Source organism: Paenibacillus humicola (genome assembly GCF_028826105.1).
Lineage (GTDB): Bacteria > Bacillota > Bacilli > Paenibacillales > Paenibacillaceae > Paenibacillus_Z > Paenibacillus_Z humicola.
Genome location: NZ_JAQGPL010000001.1, coordinates 5,751,538 through 5,778,064, shown reverse-complemented (window position 1 = coordinate 5,778,064; position 26,527 = coordinate 5,751,538). Strand labels below are relative to the sequence as shown.

Annotated in this window: 26 protein-coding genes; 9 read left to right on the top strand and 17 right to left on the bottom strand. The window is 58.7% G+C overall.

Features of this window, described 5'->3' with window-relative positions:
- Window positions 1-99 precede the first annotated feature (99 nt).
- The 8 genes from PD282_RS26590 to PD282_RS26555 all read right to left on the bottom strand — a co-directional run bounded on the left by PD282_RS26590 (window position 100) and on the right by PD282_RS26555 (window position 8,775).
- Window positions 100-2,190 carry a multicopper oxidase family protein gene (locus PD282_RS26590; protein ID WP_274654751.1) on the bottom strand — a complete coding sequence of 697 codons (2,091 nt, stop codon included), beginning with the start codon at window positions 2,188-2,190 and terminating at the stop codon, window positions 100-102.
- A gap of 340 nt (window positions 2,191-2,530) precedes the next feature.
- Window positions 2,531-2,980 carry a MarR family winged helix-turn-helix transcriptional regulator gene (locus PD282_RS26585; protein WP_274654750.1) on the bottom strand — a complete coding sequence of 150 codons (450 nt, stop codon included), beginning with the start codon at window positions 2,978-2,980 and terminating at the stop codon, window positions 2,531-2,533.
- Window positions 2,981-3,069: 89 nt separating this feature from the next.
- Complete coding sequence (locus tag PD282_RS26580; protein ID WP_274654748.1) at window positions 3,070-3,762, bottom strand: class I SAM-dependent methyltransferase; 693 nt, start codon at window positions 3,760-3,762, stop codon at window positions 3,070-3,072.
- Between the two features lie 170 nt (window positions 3,763-3,932).
- Window positions 3,933-4,670, bottom strand: a complete 738-nt coding sequence (locus PD282_RS26575; protein WP_274654746.1) for a MerR family transcriptional regulator — start codon at window positions 4,668-4,670, stop codon at window positions 3,933-3,935.
- A 111-nt stretch (window positions 4,671-4,781) separates the two neighbouring features.
- Window positions 4,782-5,486 carry a response regulator transcription factor gene (locus PD282_RS26570; RefSeq protein WP_274654744.1) on the bottom strand — a complete coding sequence of 235 codons (705 nt, stop codon included), beginning with the start codon at window positions 5,484-5,486 and terminating at the stop codon, window positions 4,782-4,784.
- Window positions 5,464-7,047 carry a sensor histidine kinase gene (locus tag PD282_RS26565; protein WP_274654743.1) on the bottom strand — a complete coding sequence of 528 codons (1,584 nt, stop codon included), beginning with the start codon at window positions 7,045-7,047 and terminating at the stop codon, window positions 5,464-5,466. The genes PD282_RS26570 and PD282_RS26565 overlap by 23 nt, the downstream gene beginning before the upstream one ends.
- Before the next feature lie 5 nt (window positions 7,048-7,052).
- Window positions 7,053-7,562, bottom strand: coding sequence for a DUF2269 family protein (locus tag PD282_RS26560; protein WP_274654742.1), 510 nt, complete (start codon window positions 7,560-7,562; stop codon window positions 7,053-7,055).
- Window positions 7,563-7,671: 109 nt separating this feature from the next.
- The gene (locus PD282_RS26555) at window positions 7,672-8,775 is read right to left on the bottom strand and encodes a helix-turn-helix transcriptional regulator (protein WP_274654741.1); all 1,104 of its coding nucleotides are present in this window, start codon (window positions 8,773-8,775) and stop codon (window positions 7,672-7,674) included.
- Window positions 8,776-8,937: 162 nt separating this feature from the next.
- Between PD282_RS26555 and PD282_RS26550 the strand changes: the two genes are divergently transcribed.
- Window positions 8,938-10,734 (top strand): ABC transporter ATP-binding protein, encoded by a 1,797-nt coding sequence (locus tag PD282_RS26550; protein WP_274654740.1) that lies wholly within the window; start codon window positions 8,938-8,940, stop codon window positions 10,732-10,734.
- A gap of 74 nt (window positions 10,735-10,808) precedes the next feature.
- A complete protein-coding gene (locus PD282_RS26545) occupies window positions 10,809-11,342 on the top strand; it encodes a hypothetical protein (protein WP_274654739.1) in 534 nt (177 codons plus the stop codon).
- Window positions 11,343-11,450: 108 nt separating this feature from the next.
- Here PD282_RS26545 and PD282_RS26540 read toward each other — a convergent pair whose 3' ends face one another.
- Window positions 11,451-12,044, bottom strand: coding sequence for a TetR/AcrR family transcriptional regulator (locus PD282_RS26540; protein ID WP_274654738.1), 594 nt, complete (start codon window positions 12,042-12,044; stop codon window positions 11,451-11,453).
- A 143-nt stretch (window positions 12,045-12,187) separates the two neighbouring features.
- Here PD282_RS26540 and PD282_RS26535 point away from each other — a divergent pair, with 143 nt between their 5' ends.
- Both PD282_RS26535 and PD282_RS26530 read left to right on the top strand, forming a co-directional pair.
- On the top strand, window positions 12,188-13,075 hold the full coding sequence (locus PD282_RS26535) for an ABC transporter ATP-binding protein (RefSeq protein WP_274654737.1): 888 nt from the start codon (window positions 12,188-12,190) through the stop codon (window positions 13,073-13,075).
- A complete protein-coding gene (locus PD282_RS26530) occupies window positions 13,072-13,878 on the top strand; it encodes an ABC transporter permease subunit (protein WP_274654736.1) in 807 nt (268 codons plus the stop codon). Before PD282_RS26535 ends, PD282_RS26530 begins: the two co-directional genes overlap by 4 nt.
- A 130-nt stretch (window positions 13,879-14,008) precedes the next feature.
- Here PD282_RS26530 and PD282_RS26525 read toward each other — a convergent pair whose 3' ends face one another.
- The 4 genes from PD282_RS26525 to PD282_RS26510 form a co-directional block, all read right to left on the bottom strand.
- Window positions 14,009-15,253 carry a serine hydrolase domain-containing protein gene (locus PD282_RS26525; RefSeq protein ID WP_274654735.1) on the bottom strand — a complete coding sequence of 415 codons (1,245 nt, stop codon included), beginning with the start codon at window positions 15,251-15,253 and terminating at the stop codon, window positions 14,009-14,011.
- A gap of 196 nt (window positions 15,254-15,449) precedes the next feature.
- Entirely contained in the window at window positions 15,450-16,316 is an 867-nt protein-coding gene (locus tag PD282_RS26520; protein WP_274654734.1) for a pentapeptide repeat-containing protein, read from the bottom strand.
- 14 nt (window positions 16,317-16,330) lie between these two features.
- Entirely contained in the window at window positions 16,331-16,660 is a 330-nt protein-coding gene (locus PD282_RS26515) for a PadR family transcriptional regulator (RefSeq protein ID WP_274654733.1), read from the bottom strand.
- Between the two features lie 301 nt (window positions 16,661-16,961).
- Entirely contained in the window at window positions 16,962-17,870 is a 909-nt protein-coding gene (locus tag PD282_RS26510; RefSeq protein WP_274654732.1) for a helix-turn-helix transcriptional regulator, read from the bottom strand.
- A gap of 138 nt (window positions 17,871-18,008) precedes the next feature.
- Here PD282_RS26510 and fabF point away from each other — a divergent pair, with 138 nt between their 5' ends.
- Window positions 18,009-19,253: a beta-ketoacyl-ACP synthase II gene (fabF, locus tag PD282_RS26505; protein WP_274654731.1), complete on the top strand. Its 1,245-nt coding sequence runs from the start codon at window positions 18,009-18,011 to the stop codon at window positions 19,251-19,253.
- Between the two features lie 290 nt (window positions 19,254-19,543).
- Here the strand turns inward: fabF and PD282_RS26500 are convergent, their stop codons facing one another.
- The 4 genes from PD282_RS26500 to PD282_RS26485 all read right to left on the bottom strand — a co-directional run bounded on the left by PD282_RS26500 (window position 19,544) and on the right by PD282_RS26485 (window position 24,011).
- Window positions 19,544-21,400: an FtsX-like permease family protein gene (locus PD282_RS26500; protein WP_274654730.1), complete on the bottom strand. Its 1,857-nt coding sequence runs from the start codon at window positions 21,398-21,400 to the stop codon at window positions 19,544-19,546.
- Complete coding sequence (locus PD282_RS26495; protein WP_274654729.1) at window positions 21,390-22,145, bottom strand: ABC transporter ATP-binding protein; 756 nt, start codon at window positions 22,143-22,145, stop codon at window positions 21,390-21,392. Before PD282_RS26495 ends, PD282_RS26500 begins: the two co-directional genes overlap by 11 nt.
- A 157-nt stretch (window positions 22,146-22,302) precedes the next feature.
- Complete coding sequence (locus PD282_RS26490; protein ID WP_274654728.1) at window positions 22,303-23,307, bottom strand: sensor histidine kinase; 1,005 nt, start codon at window positions 23,305-23,307, stop codon at window positions 22,303-22,305.
- Window positions 23,304-24,011 carry a response regulator transcription factor gene (locus tag PD282_RS26485; RefSeq protein ID WP_274654727.1) on the bottom strand — a complete coding sequence of 236 codons (708 nt, stop codon included), beginning with the start codon at window positions 24,009-24,011 and terminating at the stop codon, window positions 23,304-23,306. The genes PD282_RS26490 and PD282_RS26485 overlap by 4 nt, the downstream gene beginning before the upstream one ends.
- A 196-nt stretch (window positions 24,012-24,207) precedes the next feature.
- On the opposite strand from PD282_RS26485, the gene PD282_RS26480 reads away from it, so the two are divergent.
- From PD282_RS26480 to PD282_RS26465, 4 genes are read left to right on the top strand one after another with little or no spacing between them, the layout of a single operon-like run.
- Window positions 24,208-24,429, top strand: coding sequence for a hypothetical protein (locus tag PD282_RS26480; RefSeq protein ID WP_274654726.1), 222 nt, complete (start codon window positions 24,208-24,210; stop codon window positions 24,427-24,429).
- Between the two features lie 12 nt (window positions 24,430-24,441).
- Window positions 24,442-24,690 carry a GNAT family N-acetyltransferase gene (locus tag PD282_RS26475; RefSeq protein ID WP_274654725.1) on the top strand — a complete coding sequence of 83 codons (249 nt, stop codon included), beginning with the start codon at window positions 24,442-24,444 and terminating at the stop codon, window positions 24,688-24,690.
- Complete coding sequence (locus PD282_RS26470) at window positions 24,687-25,703, top strand: S66 family peptidase (protein WP_274654724.1); 1,017 nt, start codon at window positions 24,687-24,689, stop codon at window positions 25,701-25,703. Before PD282_RS26475 ends, PD282_RS26470 begins: the two co-directional genes overlap by 4 nt.
- A gap of 24 nt (window positions 25,704-25,727) precedes the next feature.
- On the top strand, window positions 25,728-26,477 hold the full coding sequence (locus PD282_RS26465) for an MOSC domain-containing protein (protein ID WP_274654723.1): 750 nt from the start codon (window positions 25,728-25,730) through the stop codon (window positions 26,475-26,477).
- Window positions 26,478-26,527 lie beyond the last annotated feature (50 nt).

Below are 26,527 nucleotides of genomic sequence, written 5' to 3'. Positions count from 1 at the left end.
GCACCGGAGCGTTTCCGCGTGAATAAAGCTCGGCCGGCATCGGCAATGCGGCGCCTTGAAGCGGATAGGGATGTTTGCAAGTGGCGTCCCTTCGCCGGCTTATTCCGGATGGTTGACGGACTCGCGGCCGACGGTGAAGGGGGTATCGACGCCTTCGTACATCAAATGCATCGACATGCCCATGGCGGCGTGCGACAAATTGTGGCAGTGATCCATCCATAAGCCGGAATTATCCGCAAGGAACGCGGCTTCGTACGTTTCCCCCGGCTTTACGCTGAGCGTATCGGTCCACCACGGGCTGCCCGACGCCGCTTCCCCGTTCCGCGAGAGCACGAGCAGATGATGGCCGTGCAAATGCATCGGATGCTCCACCATGCCGCGATTGACGAACGTCGTCTTCACGAGGTCGCCTTCCTTCACCATAAACATCGGCGTATCGGGAAAAACGGCTCCGTTGATCGTATACTGCTGCCCGAATGTCCCGTTGTAAAAGCCCAGCCGGTTATCCAGCACCATGGTGAATTCGCGGTCGAACGGACTGCTCGCATCGAATGGCGTTGGCGCCGGCTTGCCGTAATGGAGCGGGTCGAAGACGGGAAGCTTCGCCGGCACCGCCGGCAGCTCGCCTCCGCCGTCCGGACTCATGAAGAGGCCGGGCAGCCTGCCGCCGCCGACGGCCAGATAGACCGGGCGGTCCGGCATCGTAAAAACCACATCGTACCGGCCGCCTGTCGTCAGCTCCAGGGCGGTGTCGCGGAGCTCGCCCGGCTCGTTCAGGTCGGTGCCGTCGATCGCAGCGACCTTGAACGGGGCGCCGATCAGCGTATAGCGCTGCAGCACCCAATCGTCGGTATTGATCAGCCGGAGACGGACGCTCGTTCCGGGCGCGACCGCGACACGCTTCGTTACGTCACTGTCCCCGACGGCAAATCCAATACCGTCCCATACGTGCGTGATCACGGTGATGTCTTTCGTTTCCGCGCCGTCCTCGGATGCCGTCCGCGGCTCCACGATCAGCGTTCCGAACAGCCCTTTGGATACCGCCTCGCTCGAAACCTGGTGCGAATGATACCAATAGGTTCCCGTCTGTTCGGCGCGGAAACGGTAGACATGCTTCTGACCCGGTATAACCGCGTCCTGGGTGACGCCCGCCACGCCGTCCTCGGCGTTCGGGACGTCGAGGCCGTGCCAGTGGATGGTGACGCCCTCGTCGATGTCTTTGTTCAGCAGCGTGACTTCGACCAGCTCGCCTTGCTTCACCCGCAGCTCGGGTCCCGGAATTTGGCCGTTATACGTCCAGGCATCCTCCGTTTTGCCGGAGGCAAGCTTCACGGAGGCGTGCTCCGCCGTCAGCGTAAACGTGCGGTCCGGCGTTTCGGCGCGCGGCCCCGTCAGCTCCGTGACGGAGACGGCCGCTTCGGCCGCCGCGGCTGTAACGGCACCATGCCCGGCGTGGGCGAGCACGGCGCCGCCGCCGAAATCGGCCGGCCCGGACGCCATGTCGATGCGGTCCGAAATGAGGCTGCTCTGCCGCGCCGAATAAAGCAGCAGGGCGCAGGCCGCGCCAAGTGCGGCCAGCATGCCGAGCTTGCCGAGCGCACGCTTCCAGCGCCGCGGCAGCACGGCGTCTTCGCGGGCGGCGTGCCGGCTCCGGCTGCCGTGCAGCAGCCATAACGCCGACGCGGCGAGCAGGACGACGAGCGGCGGCAGCGCCGCCTCCAGCGGGCGCAGCGGCACCTCGGGGACGAGCGCGAGATAGAGGACGGCCGCCGCCGCGAGCGGCACCGTCCGGAACGGGACGACGAGCAGCGGATTCGACGCCCTCTCCCGCAGGCCCGCATCCATAGGGCCGGAGCCGCCTTTTGCCGCCCGGAACAGCACGAACAGCTTCGGCACCGCCGCCAGCAGTACCGCCAGGACGGGCACAGCCAGCAGCGGCGCATGCAGCATCACTTTATCCTGCCAGAAATACAGCCCGAACGAATCGTAAAAGCGCCAAATTGAGGTTAATGCTCCCGCAGCGCACACGGCGACGACGCCCGCCCAAATCAGCAGGCTGCGCGTTTTGCGGCGCAGCCGCTCCGCCGTTCCCGCGTACAGCAGCCCGGCCGCTTTGCTTCCGGCGATCCACCCCAGAATGAACAGGAGCAGCACGGACAGCAGCTCCAATCCTACCCATAATTCATACATCGAAACGAAACCCCTCCGCCTTTTTGTCTTGAATGGCTTCATTGTAACCGTTCGATCTACAGCGTGTAACAGGCTGCGGGCGCAGCGGATGCCAGACTTAAGGTCAGGTCGTCAGCTGGACCGGGATCGGGTTGGAGAGGCGGCTATAGACGGATTTTTGCGGAAGCGGTTTTTTTTCAGAAGTACGGGGATCGGGCAGCGGGATGGGAGGGTATAGCTTCAAATCGGCCTATCGGAAGAAATCACGAGGAACGTCATCGCAGTCAGTTTACGGTGCAGCGGGCGCAAGAAGCAGGCCCAAAAAGCCGTCCGCGTACGGAAACGGTTAGGTGAGGCGCGGCTATTCGTCGAGCTTTTCGTTCAGCAGGCGGACCAGCTGCTCGATCTGTCCGTCAAGCGAGGTAAGCTGGGTGTCCGAGAAGCCCTCGAACAGCCCCAAATTGGATGAGGCGCTGATCTCGTGAAGCCTCGCCAGCGTTTCGCGCCCTTTGCCGGTCAGGCTGACGCGGGTGATTCTCCGGTCGTTCGGATCGTCCACCGTCACGACATGCCCGCCCTGCTTCAAGCGCTCGATCATGCCGGTCATGTTCTGCTTGGTGACGAGCGTATTGCGGCGCAGGTCCTTCAGGGACTGATCGCCTTCCCGCAGCAGCGCGCCCAATATAAACCACTGCTGCATGCTGGACAGCCCGACCTGGGCGGTCATTTTCCGGCCCATGCGCTCCAGCAGATTAGACGCGCGGAAAATGTTCAGCACGATGTTTTTATGTAACTCGTTGTCCGGATTCATGATCGGTCCCCCGTACTGATTGGCTTATCTAGATCGTAAGGCAGGTCCGTGAACGATGTCAAATGAACGGGCGGAATCCGCCCGCCGGTTTATGGAGCGCAGCGCCACCAGACGCCTGCGCATTCGGGCAGCAGGCTCATCCGGTTCGCGCGGACGGTATCCGCAAGCTCATCCCCGAAGAAGAACCGCGTCAGCGACTCGGCCTGTCCGGGATCGTCGAACCGGTAATCGGTCCGGATCCAGCGGTGCGCGAAGCCGTATTCCGACTCCAGCGCGGCATAATAAGGCAGCAAAAAGGCCGGAGGCTGCGGCGTCTCATGGCCGGTCCCCATCGTCTCGAAAATCACGACGGCGCCGCCCGGACGCAGCACCCTGCGGCATTCCGCCATAATGGCGGCCAGATTGTCCCGCCATTGCGGCACGTCTCCGCTGGCCGCGTAGCAGATGCTCCAGCCCGCCGTGGTCAGGTCGGCGCTGTCGTCCTCAAGCGGCAGCGCGCGGTAATCGGCGGCAACGGTCTGCCACCGGCAGGGCGGGGCGGCTGCGCGAAGCCGGTCCGCGTTCACGCGCAGCATCGCTTCCGAAGCATCGACCGCTGTGACCGAGCGCGCCTTCTGCGCCAGCACCGCCGTGAGCCGGCCGGTTCCCGCCCCGAGATCGACGGCATCCAGCCCGTGAAAAGGGATGATTTGTTCCATGAATTCCCCGAGCGGCGACTGCTTCGATACGAGCTGCTCGTATCGCTCCGCCTCGCGTAGATAGATCGTTGCATGATCAGGCATGTTCATTTTCTCCTTTCGGCGCTGATATAATTCCATCCTAAACGTTGACGCTGCGGCAAGGTCAAGCGGGCGGGAGAAAGAAGAATCGCCGGCCGGCGCAAAAACGGCCCCGAGCCTGCTTATCCGGGCAGTCTCGGGGCTGTTGCTTGCATCAATGTTCTAGACGCGCATTATTGCTTGGCCAGCGCGCGGCGGATATAATCGTACACTTTGACGTCCATGCCGAACTGCGCCGCCGCATCCGGATGGTTCGCGTAATACTGCTCGGATGCCCGGACGATTGCCGGATCGCCGCCGGAAACGAGGTCCGTCAGCTTCTTCCAGCGCTGCGCCAGCTTCTGCGCGGCCGGATTCTCCGGCGGCGTGCCTTTCGCCAGCTCGGCGCGCAGGCTGCCGAGCAGGACGGGCCATTCCTCCGCCATGGCTTTCTGCTGTTCCGGCGGGAGCAGATCGCCGCGCTTCTTGATCGCTTCCAGCTGCTCCGCCGTAAAATATTGGTTCGCTTCGTTCATATTGATCGCCTCGATGATTTGGATTAATTGTTCGGCCGTCACTTCCTCTCTCGCGCCGAGCATCGCGTCCAGCCGCTCCAGCCGCTCGCGAAGCGCTTCCTGCAGGCGGATCTGCTCGTTCAGCCGCTCCAGCTGCAGCCGGATGAGCTCCGACGCGTTAAATCGCGGGCTGCGAATCAGCTGCCCGATCTCCTCCAGGCCAAAGCCAAGCTGCTTCAGCGAAACGATCCGCTGCAGCATGGCGATATCGGTCTCGGTGTAAAGCCGATGGCCCGATTCCGAATGGCGCGAAGGCGAGAGAAGCCCGATCCGGTCGTAATGATGGAGCGTTCGTATCGTCATTCCCGTCCGTTTCGCCAGTTCGCCAACCTTCCAAAGCTCTCTTTTGACTGCCATCTCCCCGTTTCGCGCGAATGTGATATTGCCGGCACCTTCAGGGTACAACCTGACCCAGCGTCAGGTGCAAGAGGGTTTTAAACATTTTTTGCGAAGCACCGCATTCGCTGCCTAAACATTAAACCGGTACCCGACGCCCCAGACGGTTTCGATCAGCTGGGGCTTCGACGGATTGCGCTCGATTTTCTCGCGCAGCCGGCTGATGTGGACCGTCACCGTCGCGTTGTCGCCGAGCGCGTCGAGCCCCCAAATCTGCTCGAACAGCTCGTCTTTGGTGAATACCCGGTTCGGGTGGGAGGCCAGGTAGAGCAGCAGATCGTACTCCTTCGTCGTAAACACGATCTCCTTGTCGCCGGCGAATACCTTGCGCGAAGGCTTGTCGATCAGCAGCCCGCGGATGCGGAGTTGTTCCTTCGGGCGGACGGCAGGAGCCGTCTCCGCTCCCGCCGTGAGCCGCTCGAAGCGGGCGATATGCGCCTTCACCCGGGCGACAAGCTCGCCCACGCTGAACGGCTTGCTGATATAATCGTCGGCGCCGAGCCCGAGGCCGCGGATTTTGTCGATCTCTTCCTTCTTCGCGGATACGATCAGGATCGGGATGTCGGTCGTCTGCCGCACCTGCCGGCAAATTTCGAAGCCGTCCATCGACGGCAGCATCAGGTCGAGCAGGATAAGGGCGTAATCGCCGCCTTGGGCCAGCCGCAGCCCTTCGCCGCCGTCCGCCGCCACCTCGACCGCAAAGCCGCCGGCCTCCAAATAGTCCTTCTGTACCTCTGCGATAACCGGATCGTCTTCAATGATCAGCACCCGCTTCATTCGCGCCGCCCTCCTCCCGGACCGGCCCGCTGGACCGGTTCAAGGTAAAATAGATTGACGTGCCGGAGCCCGGCACGCTCTCCGCCCAGACGCGGCCGCCGTGCTCCTCGACGATCCGCTTGACGATCGCGAGCCCGAGCCCGCTCCCCCCGGTGCCCGGCGTCCGGGCCGCATCCTCGCGGTAAAACCGCTCGAAAATGTGCGGCAGCGCCTCCGGCTTGATGCCGGGTCCGTTGTCGCGCACGCCGACCGTCACCTGACCGGCGTTTCCCGCGGCGTCCAGCGTAAAACGAATTTCCTTCGCGCCTGCCGCGCCGCTGCCGGCTTCCATAAATTTCAGGCTGTTGTCGACAATATTCGTAACGACCCGCTGCAGCTTCTCGCGGTCGGCGTCCGCCATAACGGGCGGGCCGTCCGCCTCTGCAAACACGACCCGCACGCCGCCGTTCTGCGGGTTCAGGCGCAGATCCTCGGCGCAGTCGCGCAGAAACGCGCGCAGGTCGACCGGCTCGAAATGAAACGGCAGCCGGTGCAGGTCCAGCTTCGAGAACAGGAACAGCTCGTCGATGAGCCGGTCCATATCGCCCGCCTTTTTATGAATCATATCGATATATTTGATCTGCATCCCGGGCGCGGAGGCAATGCCGTCGCGCATCGCTTCCGCGCACGCCGTGATGGCGGTGATCGGCGTCTTCAAGTCGTGGGAAATGCTGGAGAAAAGCTCCTTTCGGTTATCCTCGTACTGCAGCTGCAGGCGGACGGACTCCTGCAGCCGGCGCCGCATGTCCTCGAAGGCGTCGCTCAGCTCGCCGATCTCGTCGCGTTTCCCGGGCTTCAGCTCGTGGCCCAGCTCGCCTTCTTTAATCCGCTCGGCCGCCCGCTTCAGCTCGCGCAGCGGGGGGATGATGCTGCGCGATACGAGCGCGGTCAGCAGCCCGTTGGTGAGCGCAATGGCCAGCAGCAGCGCCAGCAGAAGCAGCGGGACAAGCGTGCGGAAGAAGCGGACCGTCCGGCCGGTATCGGTCAGGAAGTAAACGGCCCCTTGGCTGCCGTCCGCGAAGGCGAGAGGCTGACGCTCCACCGAATACGAATGTCCGCCGATTGCCAGCTGCGGTCCGCCCCAGCCATTCGGGCCTTTCTCTTGGGACGAACCGTCCGGGCCTGCCTGTGCGGTGCTGCTCTCCAGGTTCGCGGCAAGCCCCTCCGCCGGAAGGGCGGCGGATGCGAAAAGAAGCCGTCCGCCGCGCACGACGGCGAGCGCGGAATCGAGCGGCTGCAGCGATTGGTCGGCATGCTGCAGGAAAGCGGGATCGGCCAGTTTGTCGGGATCGTACTCGGCAAACAGGGTGATGCCGTCCAGCCACTTGTTCCGCTCGGACATATAGCCTGGAAACTGCTGCGTTTCGCCGGCCGCATTCCTGCCCCAGATAGTGTGGGTATGAGGCCCGAAGGCGTCCTTGAAGAAGAACGTCACGAGCAGGAAAGAGGTCGCGATAAACAGCAGGAAAGGGATCAGGATCATGCCGATGTAGGACAAAATAAGCTTTTTGCGGATGGACATGGGCGTCAGTCTCCTTGTTTCGTTCGCTGCCCCCACGGCTTGAATACCGAAAGCAGGAACATCGCCGCCAGCGATGCGATTTGCAGGATAATGCCGGTCATGAGGGCGAAGCGGTTCGCGGCGAAGGCCGGGTCGTGCAGCGCTGCGAGCCCGTAGGTCTCGGTCAGCCGGACCGCCTTCAGCGACCAAAAATACATGCCGAACGGTCCGAGCGCAATGGACAAAACCGTCAGTACTTCCTTGGCTATTATCCAGTAAAAACGGAACAGCCCCCAGCGGGTAAGCAGCGACAGGGCGATGCCGGTGACGACCGTGCCGATCGTCGAAGCGCGGACGGAGGACGAGGCCAGGATGAGCATCGCGCGATAACAGGCGTTCAGCACGCCTTCGTCGCCCGTTGCCGCCGCCGTAAGGCTGAGGATGAGAAACGTGAAGGCCGTACCGAGCATGATCGCCGAGAACAGGATATGAAGGCTCAGCAGCCATTTTCGCTTCGCAGCGGAAAGTACAGTCATGGTTTTCTTGCCCCCTAAGCGATGCGTCCGCCTGCATGCGCGCAAGCGGTTCCTGGTAGTAGTGTAGTCTCCGCATCTTTCGAGGCCGTAAACCAATTCTAAACAATGTCTAAACTTTCTGGCCGTACTGCTCGATAATCGCTTCGGCGGCGTCCAGCAGCTCCCGGCGCAGCTCCGGCGGCCCGAGCACCTCGACATTCGGGGCGAGGGCGAATACCGCCGCGCGGGCGGCCTGCGGCGAGCGGAATTCGAGCTCCGCCTCCAGCCAGCCGTCCGGAAGCCTGCGGCTGCACCGCAGCATCCGCGCCCGTCTCTCGGGGGGAAGGTGCGGAAGAAACTCTTCCCGCAGCTTCAGCTGCACCCGGCTGTACAAACGGCTGGCGAGAAACTGCTCGGTCACCTGCTCCCAGCAGTGCGCGAGGTCGAAGTTGTCCGGCCGCTCGAACGTCTCGGCAAGCAGCTCGGCCCGGATCAGCCGCGACACTCGGTAATAGACGATGTCCGCTCCCGCGCGCGCAACCATGTACCAAATGCTCCGCTTGGCGACGAGGCCGAGCGGCTCGACGACCCTGCAAGTACCGCCGGCGGAGCCTTCAAAAGCGCCGGCCGTTCGCAACGCTGCGGCGGTGCGGCTCCCGTCGCCCTCATACGCTGCTGCGATCGTCCGGCCGTCCGGCGTCCGACCCGGCGGCGCATTCCGCAGCGGGGCCTGGTCCGGATTGTTGCTCGGCGGCTCCGGGTATTCGACTGCGAGCTTACGGCAGCTCCATATCGCCTGCTTGACGACGGACAGCAGCGGCACCTTCTCGATGGTGGCGTGCCATGCCGTTCCGTCAATATGAATCCGGTCGCGGAGCTGGCCGGCGTATTGGCGCAAACTTTCGGGCGAAGCCGCGAGCACTTTCTGAAACGCGCTCTCGAAATCAGCGCCGACGCCGAGGTCGACCAGCGCGACGGTCGGCTTCGCCAGCAGAAGCGAGAGCAGCTCCTGCTGCGTCATGCCCGTCAGCCGGTTTCGGTAGCCTTCGGAGAGGGCCCAGCCGCCGTGCGGCCCTCTGTCGGCGTAGACGGGAATCCCTGCAGCGCTCAAAGCCTCCATATCGCGGCAGATCGTCCGGTCCGATACCTCAAGCCGCTCCGCAAGCGCTTTGGTCGTTATTTTCCCTTCGTTCTGAAGATGCAGCATGATGGCGAGCAGCCGGTCCGCTTTCATGACGGGCGCCTCCTTTTTCCGGATGAAATGGTTCTTTCTTTCTCAGTATATATGACAAAAGATGTCGTATAAAGCGGCTACACTAAAAAATAGGAACATTTGTAAACGAATCTATCAGACCGGGACAGGGAGTCCCGTCCTGTATCAAAGGGAGGATCAATCATGGCGGCAAAAGCGAACGTTCATCCCGCCGGGGCGCCGGCCGAAGCGGATTACAGCCGTGTGCTGCGGCTGTTCCTGCCGTATTGGAAGCAGCTCTCGGTCGTGCTGGCGCTTGCGCTCGCGTCGGCGATCTCCGGCCTGTGGGCGCCGATCGCGATGCGCGCAATCGTGGACGAAGCGATCCCGAAGAAGGATATCCCGATGCTTGCGCTGTATACCTTCATCATGGTGGCCAGCCCGGTCAGCATGGGCGCTCTTAACGTCTGGCAAAGCTATTTGAACAACAAGGTCGGCCAAAGCGTCATGCGCGATTTGCGCTACGGGCTGTTTCGCAATCTGCAGCGGCAGTCGCTGGCGTTCTTCACCCGTTCGCGGTCGGGCGAAATCATTCAGCGCATTACCGGCGACGTGCAGTCGGTCCAGTCGACGCTGACGGGGACGATCGTCTCGGCCATTACCCAGTCGGTTACGATCGTCGCGACATTCATCATTTTGCTGCGGCTTGATTGGGGGCTGGCGCTGGTCTCGATGGTGTGGCTGCCCATGCTCATCATCCCGACACGCAAGGTGGCGCGCCTGCGGAAATCGCTCCAGCGCGAGACGCAGGCGGTGCGCGGGGAAATGTCGGCGATGCTGGCGGAGCATTTCAGCGTATCCGGCGTGCTCCTTACACGCCTGTTCGGGCGGGAACGCGGCCAGGAGCGCAGGTTCGTCGACAAGAACGAAGACGTGCTTGCCCGCGAGCTGCGGCTCGGTCTGATCGGCCGCTGGTTCGGCGTGCTGACCCGGGTCACGAGTCCGGTCAGCGCGGCGGTCATTTATTTATACGGCGGCTGGAGCGTGATGCACGGGCACATGTCGCTCGGCGACGTCGTCGCGTTCGTCTCGCTGGTCGGACGGCTGTACGATCCGATCACGACGCTGCTTGGCCTGCATGTGGATTTGTCCGCATCACTCGGCGTGATGGGCCGGATTTTCGAATACATCGATATGGAGCCGGAAATTAAAGACGGGCCGGACGCGCAGCCGCTGAAGGCAGCGAAGGGAGAGATCGAGTTCCGGCATGTGAGCTTCGCGTACCGGCCCGGCAAGTATGCGCTGCGAGACGTCTCGTTCCGGCTGGAAGCGGGCAAAATGCTCGCGCTTGTCGGTCCGAGCGGCGCGGGAAAGTCCACGCTCATTCATCTGATCGCGCGGCTTGCCGACGTGTCGAAAGGAGAGATCCTGATCGATGGGAGAGAGCTGAACCGGATTACGATGGAATCGCTCCGCGGGCAGATGGCGTATGTGACGCAGGACCCTTTTCTGTTCTATGGCACGGTCGAGGACAATTTGCGTTTTTCGAAGGAAGATGCGACCTTGGAAGAGATGGAGGAGGCATGCCGCAAGGCGTACATTCACGATTACATCGTTTCGCTGCCGGATGGTTACCAGACGATCGTCGGCGAACGAGGGCACCGGCTGTCCGGCGGCGAGCGTCAGCGGATGGCCATTGCGCGGGCGATTCTGAAAAATCCGCGCATCCTGATCCTCGACGAAGCGACCTCTCACCTCGATTCCCAGTCGGAGGCCTACGTCCAGGAAGCGTTGGAGCGGCTGATGGAGAGGCGGACGACGATTGTGATCGCACACCGGCTGTCGACGATTTTGGCGGCCGACCGGATTGTGGCGCTGGAAGCGGGAAGGATCGCCGAGGAAGGCACGCATGCGGAGCTGCTTGCCCGCGGCGGCTTGTACGCCATGCTGTACCGGACCCAGTTCGCCTCGGATGCGGCCGGGAAGCAGCCCGCCGGGTAAGGTGGACCTGCGCGAGCCGGACGGGTATGATAAGTTCTGACGGTTTTTGAAATCGGAAAGCGAGGCCAACTGCGATGTTCGACCCGACGATTTTTGAAAATTTGAAGGTCGCCTTCGAAAATCAGCTCTACGACCTGGACAATCTGTCCCGGCAGATCGATATCGTCGACCGGACCGACCGGCTCGAAATGTCCGTGATGTCGCGGACGTTTGCCCTGCGGTTCGGGCTGGCGGACAAGAAGGCGGTTACCGGCGAAATCCGGCTGGAGGCTTCGCTGCAGGACTTGGCCGCGGAAATCCTGGAGACGCCGAATGAGACGCCGGGCTGCACGCTGCTTGTCCGGTTTCATCTGCACGTCAGGGACGCCGCGGCGCAGTGCGAGGCCGTGCAGGAGACGCTGCAGCGGATCTGGCAGCCCGAAACCCCGCCTGTTCAGCGGCTAAGCTTCGTCTACGGCGAAGAGCGCAGCGGGTATTCGAATACCGCAGAGCTGCGCTTCGGACGCAAAATCAATGAAGACCAGATGGGCGATATCCCGGAGCTCGTCGACCATATTCTCCGGACGCTGGCCGAATTAAACGAGCGAGCCGCGGAAGAAAATTTATAGCCGCAGCCATTATTATTTTCGGAAAGAGATCGTGAATTAACAAGGCGAGAACGCGGGTCTGAGACCGGCGTTCTTTTGCAATTTCCTCCCGGCCTTACGGCCATATATTCACGGCTTCCCGCACAGCCCATAGAAGAACATGTGCACCATGCCGCCGAAAAACTTCTCCATGTCTCCGCTTTGCTGGGCCATTTCCAAAATCGTTTCATACTGGCTCATATAGATATGCATGAGCGCCAGAACGTTCTCGGCGGATACTTCATCCGAAATTTCCCCGCTGTCTTTCCCTTCCTGAAAAATCCGCAGGCTCAGCGGGATCGTATGCTGCTTGTACTGCTCGTCGATGTAGGAGGCGAGCTCGGGATCCGAGCTCAGCAGCTCCTTGAAGAGGCTGGGCGGGAACTGCGTATACGATTCCTTCTCCAAAACCAGGATATGCGCAAGCTTCTCCTTAAACGAATGCTTCTCGTTCATATAAGCCTCGAAATCGCGGAAGGTTTTTTCCGCAAACATTTTAACGGTGTCGCGGATCAGCGCTTCCTTGCTGCCGAAATAGTTGTAAATCGTCACCTGCGAAACGCCGGCCGCCTGGGAAATATCGGCAATCCGAATCCGTTTGGGACCCGTTGTCTTCAGCATTTCCAGCGTGGTGGCTATGATTCGCTCCTTGATTTCCTGCGCCCTTTTCTCGAATCCGTTCATTGCCGTTCATCCTTACTCCGAAATTTGATGAAATATTCCTGCATAAATATTTCATAAAACCATTGACGCCGTTCTTGCTCCAGTATAACATAACAGATATGAAATATTTTACGTTAATATTTCATTTTTATGGAGGTGCGGGAATGTTAACCGTTGATGGCTTGACAAAGCGGTTTTCGAACGGGAAGGGCATTTTCGACGTCTCGTTTACGGTGCGGGCAGGCGAGGTGTTCGGATTTCTCGGTCCGAACGGCGCCGGCAAATCGACCGCCATTCGGCATATCATGGGCTTTATGAAGCCGGATAAAGGAAGCGTGAAGGTAAAGGGGCTGGATGTCTGGAAGGAGCAGGGGAAGGTCCAGAAGCACATCGGATACTTGCCGGGCGAAATTTCGTTTATCGAAGGGATGACGGGCAAAACGTTCCTCGATTTTATAGCCGGCATGCAGGGGGTAAAAGACTTCGCCAAGCGCGCCCGCTTGATCGACCGGCTGCAGTTCGACGTGAACACGCCGATTCGAAAAATGTCCAAAGGCATGAAGCAGAAGGTCGGCATCGTGGCCGCGTTCATGCACGACCCGGAAGTGATCATCTTGGATGAACCGACCTCCGGGCTCGATCCGCTGATGCAGCGGGTTTTTATTGAAATCGTGCTGGAGGAAAAAGCCCGCGGAAAAACGTTCCTGATGTCCTCGCACAGCTTTGCGGAAATCGAGCGGACGTGCGACCGGGCCGCCATTATCAAGGACGGCGTCCTCATCGCCGTGAACGATATTCACGAGCTGCAAACGATGCAGCGGAAGCTGTTCGAGGTCACCTTCGAGGAGGAAGCCGAGGCTGCCGCGTTTCTGCATTCGGGGTTGACGATCGAATCGCACGATGGGAACCGGGTGCGGGTGGCCGTTCAGGGCAATTACGGCCGATTCGTGGAAGAGACGGCGAAATACAAGGTGCGGAACCTCGATATGTTCACCCAAAACCTGGAGGACATCTTTATGAATTATTACGACCGGAAGGGGGCTTCCCGGTGAACGTGACCTTGTATAAGCAGATGCTGAAGGTGAATCTGAAGGGATTCATGAGCTATGCGTTCGGATCGGCGTTCTATATCCTGCTTATGTTCTGGCTGTACCCCGGTATGGCCCAAAACACGAAAGCGCTCGACGAGCTGGTGAAATCCATGCCGGAGGGCGTGGGGAGAGCGTTCGGACTGAACGGCTTCGACAGCGCCGAAGCGTTCATTTCGGGGGAGTATTACGGGCTCATTCTGGTGCTGATTCTTGCGGTCGTCTGCGTCCAGCTGTCGACGAAGCTGATGGCGAGACTGATCGACCAAGGCTCGATGGCTTATTTGCTGTCCGCGCCTACGACGAGAGCGAAGGTGGCGTTCACGCAGGCGGTCGTCTTGACGACGGGGCTGCTGCTGATCATGGTCGTTACGACCGCCGCCGGATTTGCCGGCAAAGCCTGGTTTTTGCGCAGCTTCGAATTCGATACGGCCCGGTTCGTTCAAATGAACGCCGCCGCGTTTTTGCTGTTCTTCGCGGTGGGCGGCATTTCGTTCCTCGTATCGTCGCTGGCCAATGACGAGAAGAAGGCGCTTGGTATTTCCGGGTTGATCACGTTCGGGTTTTTCAGCCTGGATCTGCTCGGGAAGCTCAGCGAACGCATCGACTGGATGCGCAGGCTCACGATCTTCTCCTTGTACCAGCCGGGGGAAATCATTAACGGGCGCGTGGACTTGGCCGCGTCCTTCATCGCGCTTGCGGCGATCGGTCTCGTCTCGTTCGGCCTCGCCGTCGCGCTGTTCCGCAAACGGGATTTGCCGATCTGATTCGGAGCGGCTTGAGAAAAATAGTGAGAAGAAGCCCGAAAAAGGAAAACAGACCGATTTGTAATAGGTATCGGTCTGTTTTTTATAGGCATGAAAGATTCCGCACGGTTATATTTTAGCAGGCCCAGTGTCAGTCTTCGATTGCTTGGTAGACCGTGGTCCAGAAGTCGTGGATTACCCGTGCCGAATCGGCAGTGGTCATCCCGACCTGGGTGAGGAGGATTCCCGTAAGCCGGTTGTCCGGGTCGGCATAGGTCGAGGTGCCGCATCCGCCGTCCCAGCCGAACTGGCCGATGGGCGCGTAGTCGCCGCGGTAGGTGCGAACTGCCATCCCGAAGCCCCAGCCGCCGTGCTGCCCTTGGCCGAATGACACATGGACATTATTGCTGGCCATGGCGTTTCGGGCGGCCTGCTGCTCGAGCGTAAGACGGTTAGTGGTCATCAGCTGGACGGCGGGCCGGGACAGGATCCGTTCGGTCCCATGCATCCCGCTATTCAGGAGCATCCGGAAGTAGGCGTGATAGTCGTCGACTGTGGAGCAAAGTCCGCCCCCGCCGCCCTGAAAAGCCGGAGGCTGGCTGCAGCGCCCTCCCTTGGCCTCGTCCCACACGTTGAACTCTCCGGTCTGCGGGTCGGGGGCGTAGAGCGGCGGAAGCCGATCGAGCTTGTCGGCGGGCACGTGGAAACCGGTGTCCTTCATACCCAGGGGGCCGAAGATGCGTTCGTGCAGGAAGGTCTCAAACGACTGGCCCGTGACCCTGGCGACAAGCACGCCGAGCAGGTCGCTGCTGATGTGGTACTGCCAGCGTTCTCCGGGCTGGTGCATCAGCGGAAGCGTGCCAAGGCGGCGCATCCACTCATCCGGCCCCGGCATCGGCACGGGCAGATCGGGCGTGAGCCCCTGCTCGAAAATCGCGTTCATGATCGGAGTTCCCAGCGACGTCAAATCCATGCCGAGCCCGAACGTAGAGGTCAGCAGGTCCCTTACGGTGATCGGCCGGCGCGCCGGCACGATATCGTCCAGCGGGCTGTCGATCCGCTTCAGCACCCGCCGGTCGGCGAGTTCCGGCAGCCAAGTCTCCACCAGGTCATCCAGCCGCAGCCTGCACTCGTCGAGCAGGATCATCGCCGCCGCGATCGTAACCGGCTTGGACGTCGAGGCCATTCGGAAGATGGTGTCCCGGCGCATTGGCGCCCCGCCGTCATGGCGCATCGTGCCGATCGCTTCGACGTGCGTCTCATCGCCCCGGCTGACCAAAGCGACGAGCCCGGGAATCTTCCCGGACATGACATGCCGCGTCAGCACGTCCCGCATTCTGCTGAGCCCCGCTTCGGAGAAACCGCCGTTGCTTAGTTCCGCTGCACTCTTTTTCATGAGTTACCCCTCTCTTGCTTCAAGAATTTTGACCACCGTTGTCTTGCCCGCGCTGCCTGGAGCCGAGCAGGGTAAAAATACCGCCCTCCTCCACCTGGAAATCGATGCTTTTAAGAACTAAAAGCCGCTTGAAGGCTTATGCCGGCCGCCTTTCACTGGAATGGACCTGTACTGTACTGCGTATCCAATGCGCCCCTTATATCACCGTAACCTTGGACAAATCGGCATCCATGCCTTTAAGGGCGGCATAGGTCAGCTTATCCATCATCGCGCCGTCGAAGCGGACGGTTTTGATGGCACGGTAATATTTCTTGGTCAGCGTAAACCCGGGATGGAACGAAGTATCTTTCAGTATCGCACTTTTGAAAGAAGCTTCGTTCAGCGCCGACTTCTCAAAATTGACGCCGATGAAGGTCTGCTCGTCAAAACGCATTCCCCGCAGGTCGGAATATTTGAAATCCACGCCGGTAAAGCTGCAGCGGTCAAACGTTGTTTTTGTAAGGTCGGTCATAGTCAGCTTGACGCCGGTCAGTTTGGCTTCGGTAAATTTTGCACCGGCCAGCCACGACTTGTTGAAGTCGGTACGTACCAGAATCGACCGGTTGAAGCTCGAATCCCGAAGGTCATTGGCCGACAGCGTGCAGTCCGTCAGATTGGCATGGTCGAAATTGGCTTCGCGAACATCGCTGCTCGCAATGGTGCTGCCCGTCAAGTCGGCTCCCGAGAAGTCGGATCCCCGCAGCGTGCTCGCCGAAAATTTTCCTTTATGCGCGGTCACGCCCGCAAAATCGCTCGCTGTCAGGTTGCTCGAGCTGAGGTTTGTCAGCACCTGCCGCTCCAGCGAACGGGAGAGGTCGGCCACCTCCAGCACGGTTTGCTCAATGTCGCCGATGCTGTCAATGGTCATCTCAAACGCGGTTTCGTCGTCCTTGCCCTCGGCTTTGAGTTCGCGGAACCGCTCCTGCAAATCGGTCAGCAGGTCGTCCTTTAATTCGATGACGCTCTTTACCCCGTCGTAAGGTGCGAAAACGCCGTTCAAATAGTTCGCCAATTTCTCGTTCATACCATAAGCGCTCCTTATAATAAATTTTCAAGCACGCGTTTGGCGTACTCCCAGTTGCTTTTGTTGCGTTCGTAAACCGCCTTGCCCTTGTCGGTAATCCGAAAATATTTACGCCGTCCGCCCTGCGATTCGTCTCCCCAATACCACTCGATATCCCCGTCAGCCTCAAGCCGTCGGACGCTGGAGTACATCGTGGCTTCCTTTAATTCATACTCCCCGCCCGAGCGCTCGGCGATCAGCTTGACGATTTCGTAGCCGTAGCGGTCCGCTTCGGATAAGAGCCGCAATATCATCGTATCGGTATGTCCGCGCAGCAGGTCGGATGTAATTTTGTTCTCGCTCATATCATCACCCCGCATTTGTAGTGTACGGCATATTACTGTGTCAGTCAAGGTAATATTTTAATTATATTACTCGGCCTATAAAGTAAGCTGCTCAGCCGCGCGGCACTCTGTTGATGGAATTGGAGAAGGTGAGCTCGAAACGCCGTACCTAATGGCGATCTTTTGTGCAGTAGCCAGCATAAAAAAATCCCTTCGCGAAGGAAGGGATTTTTCTTAAGGATCGAACGAGTATTGCGAAGAACGGCTTTCCTTAATTCGGCTGTAAATGCCGACATTGCCCGCGATTTTAATTCCGCGCTATTTAATGTCCGGGGGTGAAATTCATTTCGCTTTCCCTCGCAGGCTGCATTTTCTCCGAGTCGCCGTCCGGTTCCATTAGCCGGATTAGCTTGCTCTCCGTTCCCGAGCCTTCCACCGGCGAATAGACGCTGCACCGCAGGTCGGTGCTGCCGTGCACCTGGAACGAGGTGAGCTCGAACAGCATTTTACCCGCGCGCGAGTGACGGAACTCAACCGTTACCTCCGGGGCGCGGCTCACCCGGCTGCGCTGCCACAGCGTTTGGAACTCGGGGTGCAGTCCGGACATCTCCCGTATGAACCGGTCGTACCACTCATCACCGACGTATTGGCCGTAATAAGTGCGGAAGATCGCAAGGAATCCCTCGACAAAATGCTCCCAGTTCACGGCCAGGCTGCGCAGCTCCTTGCGGGTGAACAAAAGGCGGATCAGATTCCGCTCCGCGAACGGAATCCGGTCGAAATCGACGAAGACGTGGGCCGCCGCCCGGTTCCAGCCGACGATATGGCATCTGCGGTCCGATAGGATCGTCGGACAGCTGCGCAGCTCGCGCAGCACGCGGCGCAGCGACGGAGCGATCTCCGGCCCGTCCTCCGCGGCGGCCGGATCCGCGCCGATGCCTTGTCCGTTTCCGAGCGCGAGCGCGGCCATATAATCGCGCTCGTCCTTCGTCAGCCGCAGCGCGCCGGCGATGGCGTCGAGCACCTGCGCGGACACGTTGATGTCCCGCCCCTGCTCGAGCCAGGTATACCATGTGGCGCTGACGCCCGCCAGCTGGGCGATCTCTTCGCGGCGCAGCCCCGGCGTCCGGCGCCGGGCGCCTGCGGGCAGACCGACCGATTGAGGCTTGATCGAAGCCCGTTTGGACCTCAGAAACGCTCCCAACGCTTCCAGCCGATGGGTATCGGGCATTGCAGACTTCTCTCCTTTGTTAAATGATTTTGTTATTTTGTTATTGTAGTATACTCAATACTAGAATAAGCGGCAACTTGTAATAGGATACAAGCTATGGAACAATGGGAGCAGCATAAGAAAAGCGAGGGAATGGACATGACAACAAGAATCGTGGTGACCGGGCTGGGCGTCGTTTCTCCGCTAGGCACCGGAATCGATACATTTTGGAATGAATTGAAGGAAGGCCGGTCCGGCATCTCGCGGATCGATACGTTCGACGTATCGGAGCAGAAAACGAAAATCGCCGGTCTGGTGCGGGACTTCGACCCTGAGGCGCTGTTCGGGCGCAAAGAAGCGCGAAAAATGGACCGCTTCACGCAGTTCGGACTCGCAGCGGCGGAGCAGGCGCTGGAGGATGCCGGGCTGCAGCTCGAGCGAATCGACCGCGAACGGCTGGCGGTCTACGTCGGGTCCGGCATCGGCGGGCTGCAGACGCTGCAGGAGAACGAAGCGCAGCTGCGCAAGCGCGGCCCGGGCAGAGTCAGCCCGCTGCTCGTGCCCATGATGATTCCCAATATGGCGGCGGCGCAAATCAGCATCCGGCTCGGCTCGCTCGGGCCGACGCTCGCGCCGGTCACGGCCTGCTCCATCGGAAATACGGCGATCGGCGAGGCGTTCCGGCTCATTCGGGCCGGCGTGGCGGACGTCGTCTTCGCCGGAGGGGCGGAGGCCGTCGTGACGGATATTTCGCTCGCCAGCTTCAGCGCGGCGACCGCGCTCTCGCGCCGGAACGACGAGCCCGAGCGGGCGAGCCGCCCGTTCGACGCCGGCCGCGACGGCTTCATCATGGCCGAAGGCGCAGGGATTCTCGTGCTGGAGTCGCTGGAGCACGCACTGCGCAGAGATGCGCGTATTTACGCGGAAGTAATCGGCTACGGGGCGACCTCGGACGCCTATCATATCGTCGCGACGCCTCCGGACGGGAACGGCGCGTTCCGGGCGATGAAGCTGGCGCTGCAGGAAGCCGGGCTGGAGCCGGGCGAGGTGGACGTCATCAGCGCCCATGCGACAAGCACCGAGGTGGGCGACCGTTCGGAAGCGGCCGCCATCAAGCGGCTGTTCGGCGAGGGAGGCCGGACGCCTGCGGTGACGGCGACGAAGTCGATGCTCGGCCATATGCTCGGCGCCTCGGGCGGCGCTCAGGCGGCGGCGCTGGCGAAAAGCCTGCAGGAGGGCGTTCTTACGCCGACGATCAATTTGGAGCAGCCGGATCCGGAATGCGGCGGGCTGGACATCGTGGCGAACGCTGGGCGCCGCGCCGACGCCAAGGTCGGCCTGACCAATTCGTTCGGCTTCGGCGGCCACAACGCCGTCATCGCGATGCGCAAGTACGAAGCGTAAGCGCCTTGCTAATTTTGAAGGCGGCTCTGCGTATGCGGAGGACGTAAATGGGTTAGCGCCGCTGGCGAATGCTTAGCGAAAGACAAGACTTGGAAAAGGACGGCTGCATGAGGTGCAGCCGTTCTCTTTTTGCTGTCCGCAGGCAGTTGGCGCTTGAGCCTAGCTGCTTCAAAGATGATTTCACAAGGGCTTTGCAAAAGGCTCGTCTTCCGGGGATCGGCCGGTTCGATTAACATGCCGGACCATCAAGCAGGCCGGCAGGCCTTTCAATAAGTGACCAGCTCCCGGCTTTAGTCGGCGGCAAGCTGTTTTCGGATTTCCTCCAAGTAATTTCGCCTGATAAACGCGTAATACAGGACTTGAAGGATCAGAAAGCTTCCCGTAACGAGGCACGCGGCGGCACCGACCTGAATGCGAAAGATCGACTGCAGCGCATATAAAGCCACAGCCGCGTGAACGGCGGCGACAAGAAACGGAAGCAGGAACAAAATGCCCGTTTCCCTTGTGACGGCCTTCCGGATTTCGCCGTAGGTGACGCCGATTTTATGCAGCTGCCGGTATTTTCGCTTGTCCGTTTCCGCATCCGCAAAAAATTTGTTGTACATGAAGCTTCCCGAGGTCACAAAGAAAAGGACGCCGATGAAAATGGACAAGAACATGATCGTTCCATAGGCCCGTTTTTCCGTCTCGTACACATGGGATTTCGACAGGAACAGACTGCTTGAGTCACCGCCGTACCGGGCCGAGTAATCGTCATAAACGGAAAAGGTGTTTTGCCAGTCCTTAGCGGCGAAAATATACAGGGGATTTGCGGGTTCGCTGTCGTTCACGCGGTCAAATAGCGAATCGGCGACGACATAGATGGCGGCGTATTGATCCGGCAGCAGCGTCCCCCGAATTTCATTCGTTACCGCGAGATTCGCTCCGCCGACCGGGATGCGGCTCGCCCCTCCGTCGCCGGAAACGGTGACTCGCCACGCTTGGTTCCCTTCAATCGATGCGGGTTTCAGCCTCAAATAAACCGCCAGCCGGCTGTAGACGCTTGCTTTCATCAGCGTGTACGAAGCGCCGTCCGCGCTGCCCGCGTTTTTCGTCTGCACGGCGATTTTCTCGTAGGCTAACCGGCGCGCCTTGAGCCGGTCTTCGATAAAGCGGATCTCGCCGGCGGCGGACGAGGCGTCTCCGAAATTCCGGTACGTAAAGGCGTACGGATATTTGCGCTCGATGTCCGAAGCGGTGTTGGACCAGAACGCGTAACAGGTTCCGATCGCAATAAATGCGGCCGCGGACGTGATGGCGATAATAAAAAACATCCGGGTATTGTCTTTGATCCGGTAGAGCAGATTGGATACCCAGATGAGGTTCACGCCGCGCCGGTAAAAGGGCCGGTTCTTTTTTAAGGCGGCGACGAAGAATACGCTGAATTGCGCAAACAACAAGTATGTGGCGAGGATGACCATTCCTATGATCGGAAGAATCATTTTATCCAGGCTTGATTTATCTGCTGCAAAGGATAAGCCGTAACCGCCCGCCAGCAGCGCTGCTCCGAGCACCGCTCCGATTTTGGAAGCGGCGGGCGCACGCCTTGGGGTCACGGTGCCTTTTATCAGCTTCAGGACGTTCTTTTCCCGGATAATGGACGAGGCGAATACGGAAATGCACGCGCCCAGCAGCATAAAAGAGGCCAAGGTGATCCCGATCGCTTTGCCCGGAAAATAAAACGGCAGAGAAGAAATTCGCAGCAGCTTCTCCACCACGAGCAAAAACAGCTTCGAGAAAACAAGCCCCGTCACAATGCCGCTGCCGGCCGCCGCGGCGCTGATGATCATATTTTCCAGAAAAATCATCCGCATCATTTGAGCCTTCGACGTGCCGAGCAAATATAAAATGCCGAATTCCTTGTACCGGCTTTTCAAAAATACGCTGATCGAATAGAAGACGAAAAAAAACAAAAAGAAATACGTGACGGTTTCCGCGCCGAGCAGCGACGTTTCGATATACGATTTGAACTTTCCTTTGTCCGGATGGAAAATGAACAGGCTCAGCGAGAAAAATAAGGCGGCGGAGACGGCCGTGCTCAGGAAATAGGCGAGATAGGCCCTCCCGTTTCGCAGCACATTGCGGGCGGCAAACGTCCTAAAATTCATGGACGACACCCCCCAGGAGCGCAAGCACGTCGATGATTTGTTGGTAAAACGGCTGCCGGCCGCCCCCCTTGTAAATTTCGCTGAAGATGGCGCCGTCCTTAATGAACAGAATCCGGCTGCAGTAGCTCGCGGCAAGCGGATCGTGGGTCACCATCATGGTCGTGACCTTTCGGTCTTTGTTCACTTTCTGAAACAGCTCCATGACGTCTCGCGAAGCCTTGGAGTCCAGGTTTCCGGTGGGCTCGTCCGCAAGCAGGAGCGCGGGCTCGTGAATCAGCGCCCGGGCCACGGCGGTTCGCTGGGCTTCGCCACCGGATACTTCGTACGTTCGTTTGCCCAGCAAGTGCTCGATGCCGAGCAGCCGGGAAACCCGCAGCAGCTTCTGCTCCTGTTCCTTGAGCGGGACCCGGTCCAGCGTTAACGGCATCACGATGTTTTCGCCGATGGTCAGTGTATCGAGCAAGTTAAAATGTTGGAAAACAAACCCAAGCTCCCTTCGCCGGAAAAGCGCCAATTGTTCTCCTTTGAGAAGGAGCGGATCGCGGCCTTTTATCCGGATCTCCCCGGCGGTCGGCCGGTCGATTGTAGAAATCATGTTCAGCAGCGTCGTCTTGCCGCTGCCCGACGGTCCCATTACGCCGACGAATTCTCCGGCTTCAATCGAAAAACTGACCTGGTTTAAAGCGTGATAAACGACTTGATTCCCATAGGCTTTGATTAATTGATGGACACGCAGCATTTCCATGCCGGCATCTCCCTTCTGCAGCTGGATTACCGTTCGCTTTCCTATGATAATCCGCCGGGGTCCGGCGAGCGATTTATTTTTCTTTCATATGGCTTACACTGGTGTAAGGTTCATGAAAGCGACAAAAAACATGCTCCGGGAATACGCATGTTTCCGATTATTCCTCATCGCGACGAAGGCCGGCGTCATGAAAGACGATGCTCGCCTTCGTTCCCCGGTTGACGTCCGATTCCAGAATCAAGGTATGATGTAAGCTTTCGCAAACCTTTTTGGCAATATACAAGCCCATTCCCGTCGACTCGCCTGCGCCTCTCCCGTTGCTGCCTGTGAAAAAAGGATCGAAAACCCTGCGAATATCCTGGGGAGGAATGCCGATTCCCTCGTCCTTCACCTCGAGCACAATGTCGTCCCCTTTCCTGAAGGCGGATAGGGTCAAGGACTTACCTCTGCCCTTGGAATATTTAATGCCGTTCGTAATGAGCTGCTCCAAAACGAACCCCAGCCATTTGACGTCGGTATACACCTCAAGATCTTCGTCCGCGTCGGCCTTGGGCAGAATGCCGCTCGCGATGAACAGCTTCTTTTCCCGGCTGATACTGCCGGCCATAATGGGCCGCAAACGCGATTTTTCGATGACAAAATCCTTTTCGAACGCATCCAGCCGCGCGTAGGAAAGCGCCATACTCAGCCCTTTTTCCAATTTGTACACCTCTTGGCCGATACTGTCGGGATCAAGCTCGCCGGCATGGGCTTCGAGCTGCAGCCGGATGACCGAAAGCGGCGTTTTCATCTGATGCACCCATCGGTTCATGAAGGTGAGATGCTCCCGGTGATGGTGCTCGGTCTGCTGCAGCTTCATCTCGTACAATCGGTGCAGCTGCTTGAACAGCTGGGAGAGACAGCGGCCGAGAAAGGAGTTCCCCCGATCGAGAGCGGCTTCATCGATCGTGCGAAAACCGTTACGGAACAAGGCGTAAACCGGTTTGGCCTGCACATATTTCCAGATCAAGAAGACGATCAATAGAAACGAATTGAATACCGCGATATATCCGGCATCGGACAAAGGCATGCTTCCGGCAAGCAGCCCGTAAAGCGCGGTCAGCAGGATGGACAAATAATAAAGCTGAATGTAGCCCCGATGCTCTTTCAAAAATAACCTCATTGGACACCATCCCGCCCGGTTTGTTGTAGTCGGTATCCCATCCCTCTAATCGTCTCGATGCTCGTGTCGACATCCAGATCCTGAAGTTTTTTTCGGAGCCGGGTCACGTTCACGTTAAGTGTATTTTCTTCGACGAAATGCGAGGGATCCCACAGCTTTTCAAGCAAATGATTTCGGCTGACCGCCCTCGGGTAGGCTTCCATCAGACACTCGAGGAGCAGAGCTTCCTTGTTGGCGAGTATTAAGGTTTTGCCCTTATATTCCACCGTCATACGTTCCGGGTATAGAGTGAGTCCGTCCAAACGGACCGTGCGGTCATGATCGATACGGGCGTAATCGCCGTAAGCCCTTCGAAGATGGCTTTTCACTTTAGCCAGGACAACCTCATAGGAAAACGGCTTCGTGATGTAGTCGTCCGCACCGTTTTCCAGGGCCATGACCTGATCCATTCCGCTTTCCCTCGCGGAAATGAACAAGATCGGGACCTTGGACAGCTCCCTTATTTTGCGGCACCAATAAAACCCGTCGAATTTGGGCAGGTTCACATCCAGCAGCACCAGGTCCGGACCAACGAGGCGGAATTCCTCCGCGATACGCTCAAAGTCTTCGGCAATCCGCGCCGTATACCCGTATTTCTCCAAATAAGCCTGCAGCAGTGAACAGATGGCAGCATCATCTTCCACGATATAAAGGGTATAAGACATGCCACACCTCCAAGCATCAAAAAGGAATACCCCCATTATAGATAGAACGACGGACTGATTTCCACAAAGCGATGCAGGAGCAGATTACGAGCTCAGCCGCGTTTGTTTAATTTTTGCTTTTTTCCGTCCGATGGCAGAAGGATATTGAAACGATGGGCGTAATACATAAAGAGACAGTGATCCTAAGGAGTTGCCCATGATCAAACTGGAAGAAGTTAAGCCGGATCATCAAGATTTGGCACGATTGATCCGGAAGCTGGACGATTATTTGCTGGAACGGTACCCGGCAGATGAAGTATTCGGCGTGGATTTTAACGATCCGTCCACGAAAGAGATGGTGTTTATCTTGGCCTATCTGGAGGGTCAGGCGGTCGGCTGCGGCGGAATAAGACCGCTTGATCGAGAGACCGCTGAATAAAATCGTTTTTTTGTGGATCAAGCTTATCGCAATCAAGGCATCGCTCACAGCATCCTTAACGAACTGGAAGCCAGGGCGAAGCGGTTGAAATTTCGTCAAATCCGATTGGAGGCCGGAGAGGTGCAGCCCGAAGCACTGCGTTTTTATAGGAAGCACGGGTTCTACGGAATTGAGAAGTACGGGGAGTACGTCGATTCGGAATCGAGCGTTTGTCTGGAAAAGCGATTAGGCGGACAAAAGGAGGAGGAAACCGGCCTATGATTCGTTATCCTTTTCTGAAGGAAGGGGCGGTTATCGGCGTAACGGCGCCTTCATCGGGTGTAGCGGAGCCTTTGCACGATCTGGTCAGGCAGGCGACCTTGCGATTGGAAGCGAAAGGTTACCGGGTCGTTTGCGGCGAGACCGTATGGACGCAGAAGAAAGCAAAATCGGCGCCCGCTCCCGTCAGAGCCGCGGAGCTGAACGCTTTTCTGCAAAATGATGAAATCGGCCTGATCTTCCCGCCATGGGGCGGAGAGTTACTGATCGAGATCGTCGACCGGATCGAATACGAACGGATGCAGCCCAAATGGATTCTGGGGTACTCGGACCTGAGCGTGCTTTTGCTGGCCGTTACGCTCGCTACCGGAATCGCGACGGCGCACAGCGCCAATCTGATTGATGCGCGAGGCGAGTATGCGGACGAGACGACTGCGATGTGGGAAACCGTTCTGGCGACACGCGCGGGCTCATCCGTCCGCCAGCTTTCGTCGAAGCTGTACCAGAAAGCCTGGGATCATGACCATCCTTCGCCTTGCGTTTTTCATCTGACGGAGCCAACCCTATGGCAAACGGTTCCGCAAAGCGATGTCCGAATGCGCGGACGACTGCTCGGCGGATGTATCGATGTGATTCGGCATTTAATCGGGACCCCGTATGGCGATGTCCGGACGTTCCAGCGTCAGTTTATTCATGGCGAGCCGATCCTCTGGTATTTGGAAAATTGCGAATTGAACGCACCCGACCTGCGGCGTTCGCTCGTGCAAATGAAGCTGGCCGGCTGGTTTGACCATTGCAGCGGCATTTTGTTCGGCCGAAGCGATGCGAACAAGCCCGTTGACGGTTACGAGGCGGCGGATGTGTACCGGGAGCTTGCGGAGGAGCTGCATCTGCCGGTCGTGTATGATATCGACTGCGGTCACGTACCGCCGCAGATGACGTTCGTCAATGGCGCAGCGGCGGAAATCGAAGTCACGAACGGGGCAGCCGTCCTGACGCAGTTTTTTGAGCCGTAAAGAGCGGCTGTCGCGCAGACGGTCATGCGGCTTGATTTTCTGAGCATTCCGATCAGCCGTTGCATCCCGCAGAGAGCGAAAACGATCGAATCGATACGCCAGATAGCGGAGCCTCCATTAAGCGAAGAGTCCCCGTTTTTTATTGAACAACTCGGCGGAAATGGTTCATACTGGTGTTATCAACGCTTATTTGGAGTGGAGGAGCTGCCGGTGGCAAATGACCTTGAGGTTCAAGCCGGAAAAGTCGTGTCGGTCAGTCGGAGCGAAACGCATTCATTCAGTAAGCAGCCTGTCGGCGCGATCAGGCTTATTGCCGGTTTGGGGGTGGAAGGCGACGCACACATGGGGCGGACGGTAAAGCATCGTTCAAGAGTTGCGCAAAACCCGAATCAGCCAAACCATCGTCAGGTTCATTTGATTCATTCGGAATTGTTTGATGAATTGCGGAATGCCGGTTTTCATGTCGAGCCTGGGCAGATGGGTGAAAATATAACGACTCGCGGAATCGACATACTCGGGCTGCCAACAGGAGCAAAGCTCACGATCGGTGAATCGGCGGTGATTGAGATTACGGGACTTCGCAATCCTTGTTCGCAAATCGACCGTTTTCAGTCAGGGCTCTTGAAAGAGGTACTGGATCAGGACGAGAACGGGAACCTGATTCGAAAGGCCGGTATAATGGGCGTCGTGTTGTCCGGAGGCGAGGTTCGGGTTAACGACCCTATTCAAGTCGTCCTGCCGCCGGAACCTTTTCGATCTCTGGAACGCGTGTAAAACCTGCCGCGTCATTGACACAGATTCGTAAGTCCATACTACAAGTAAAC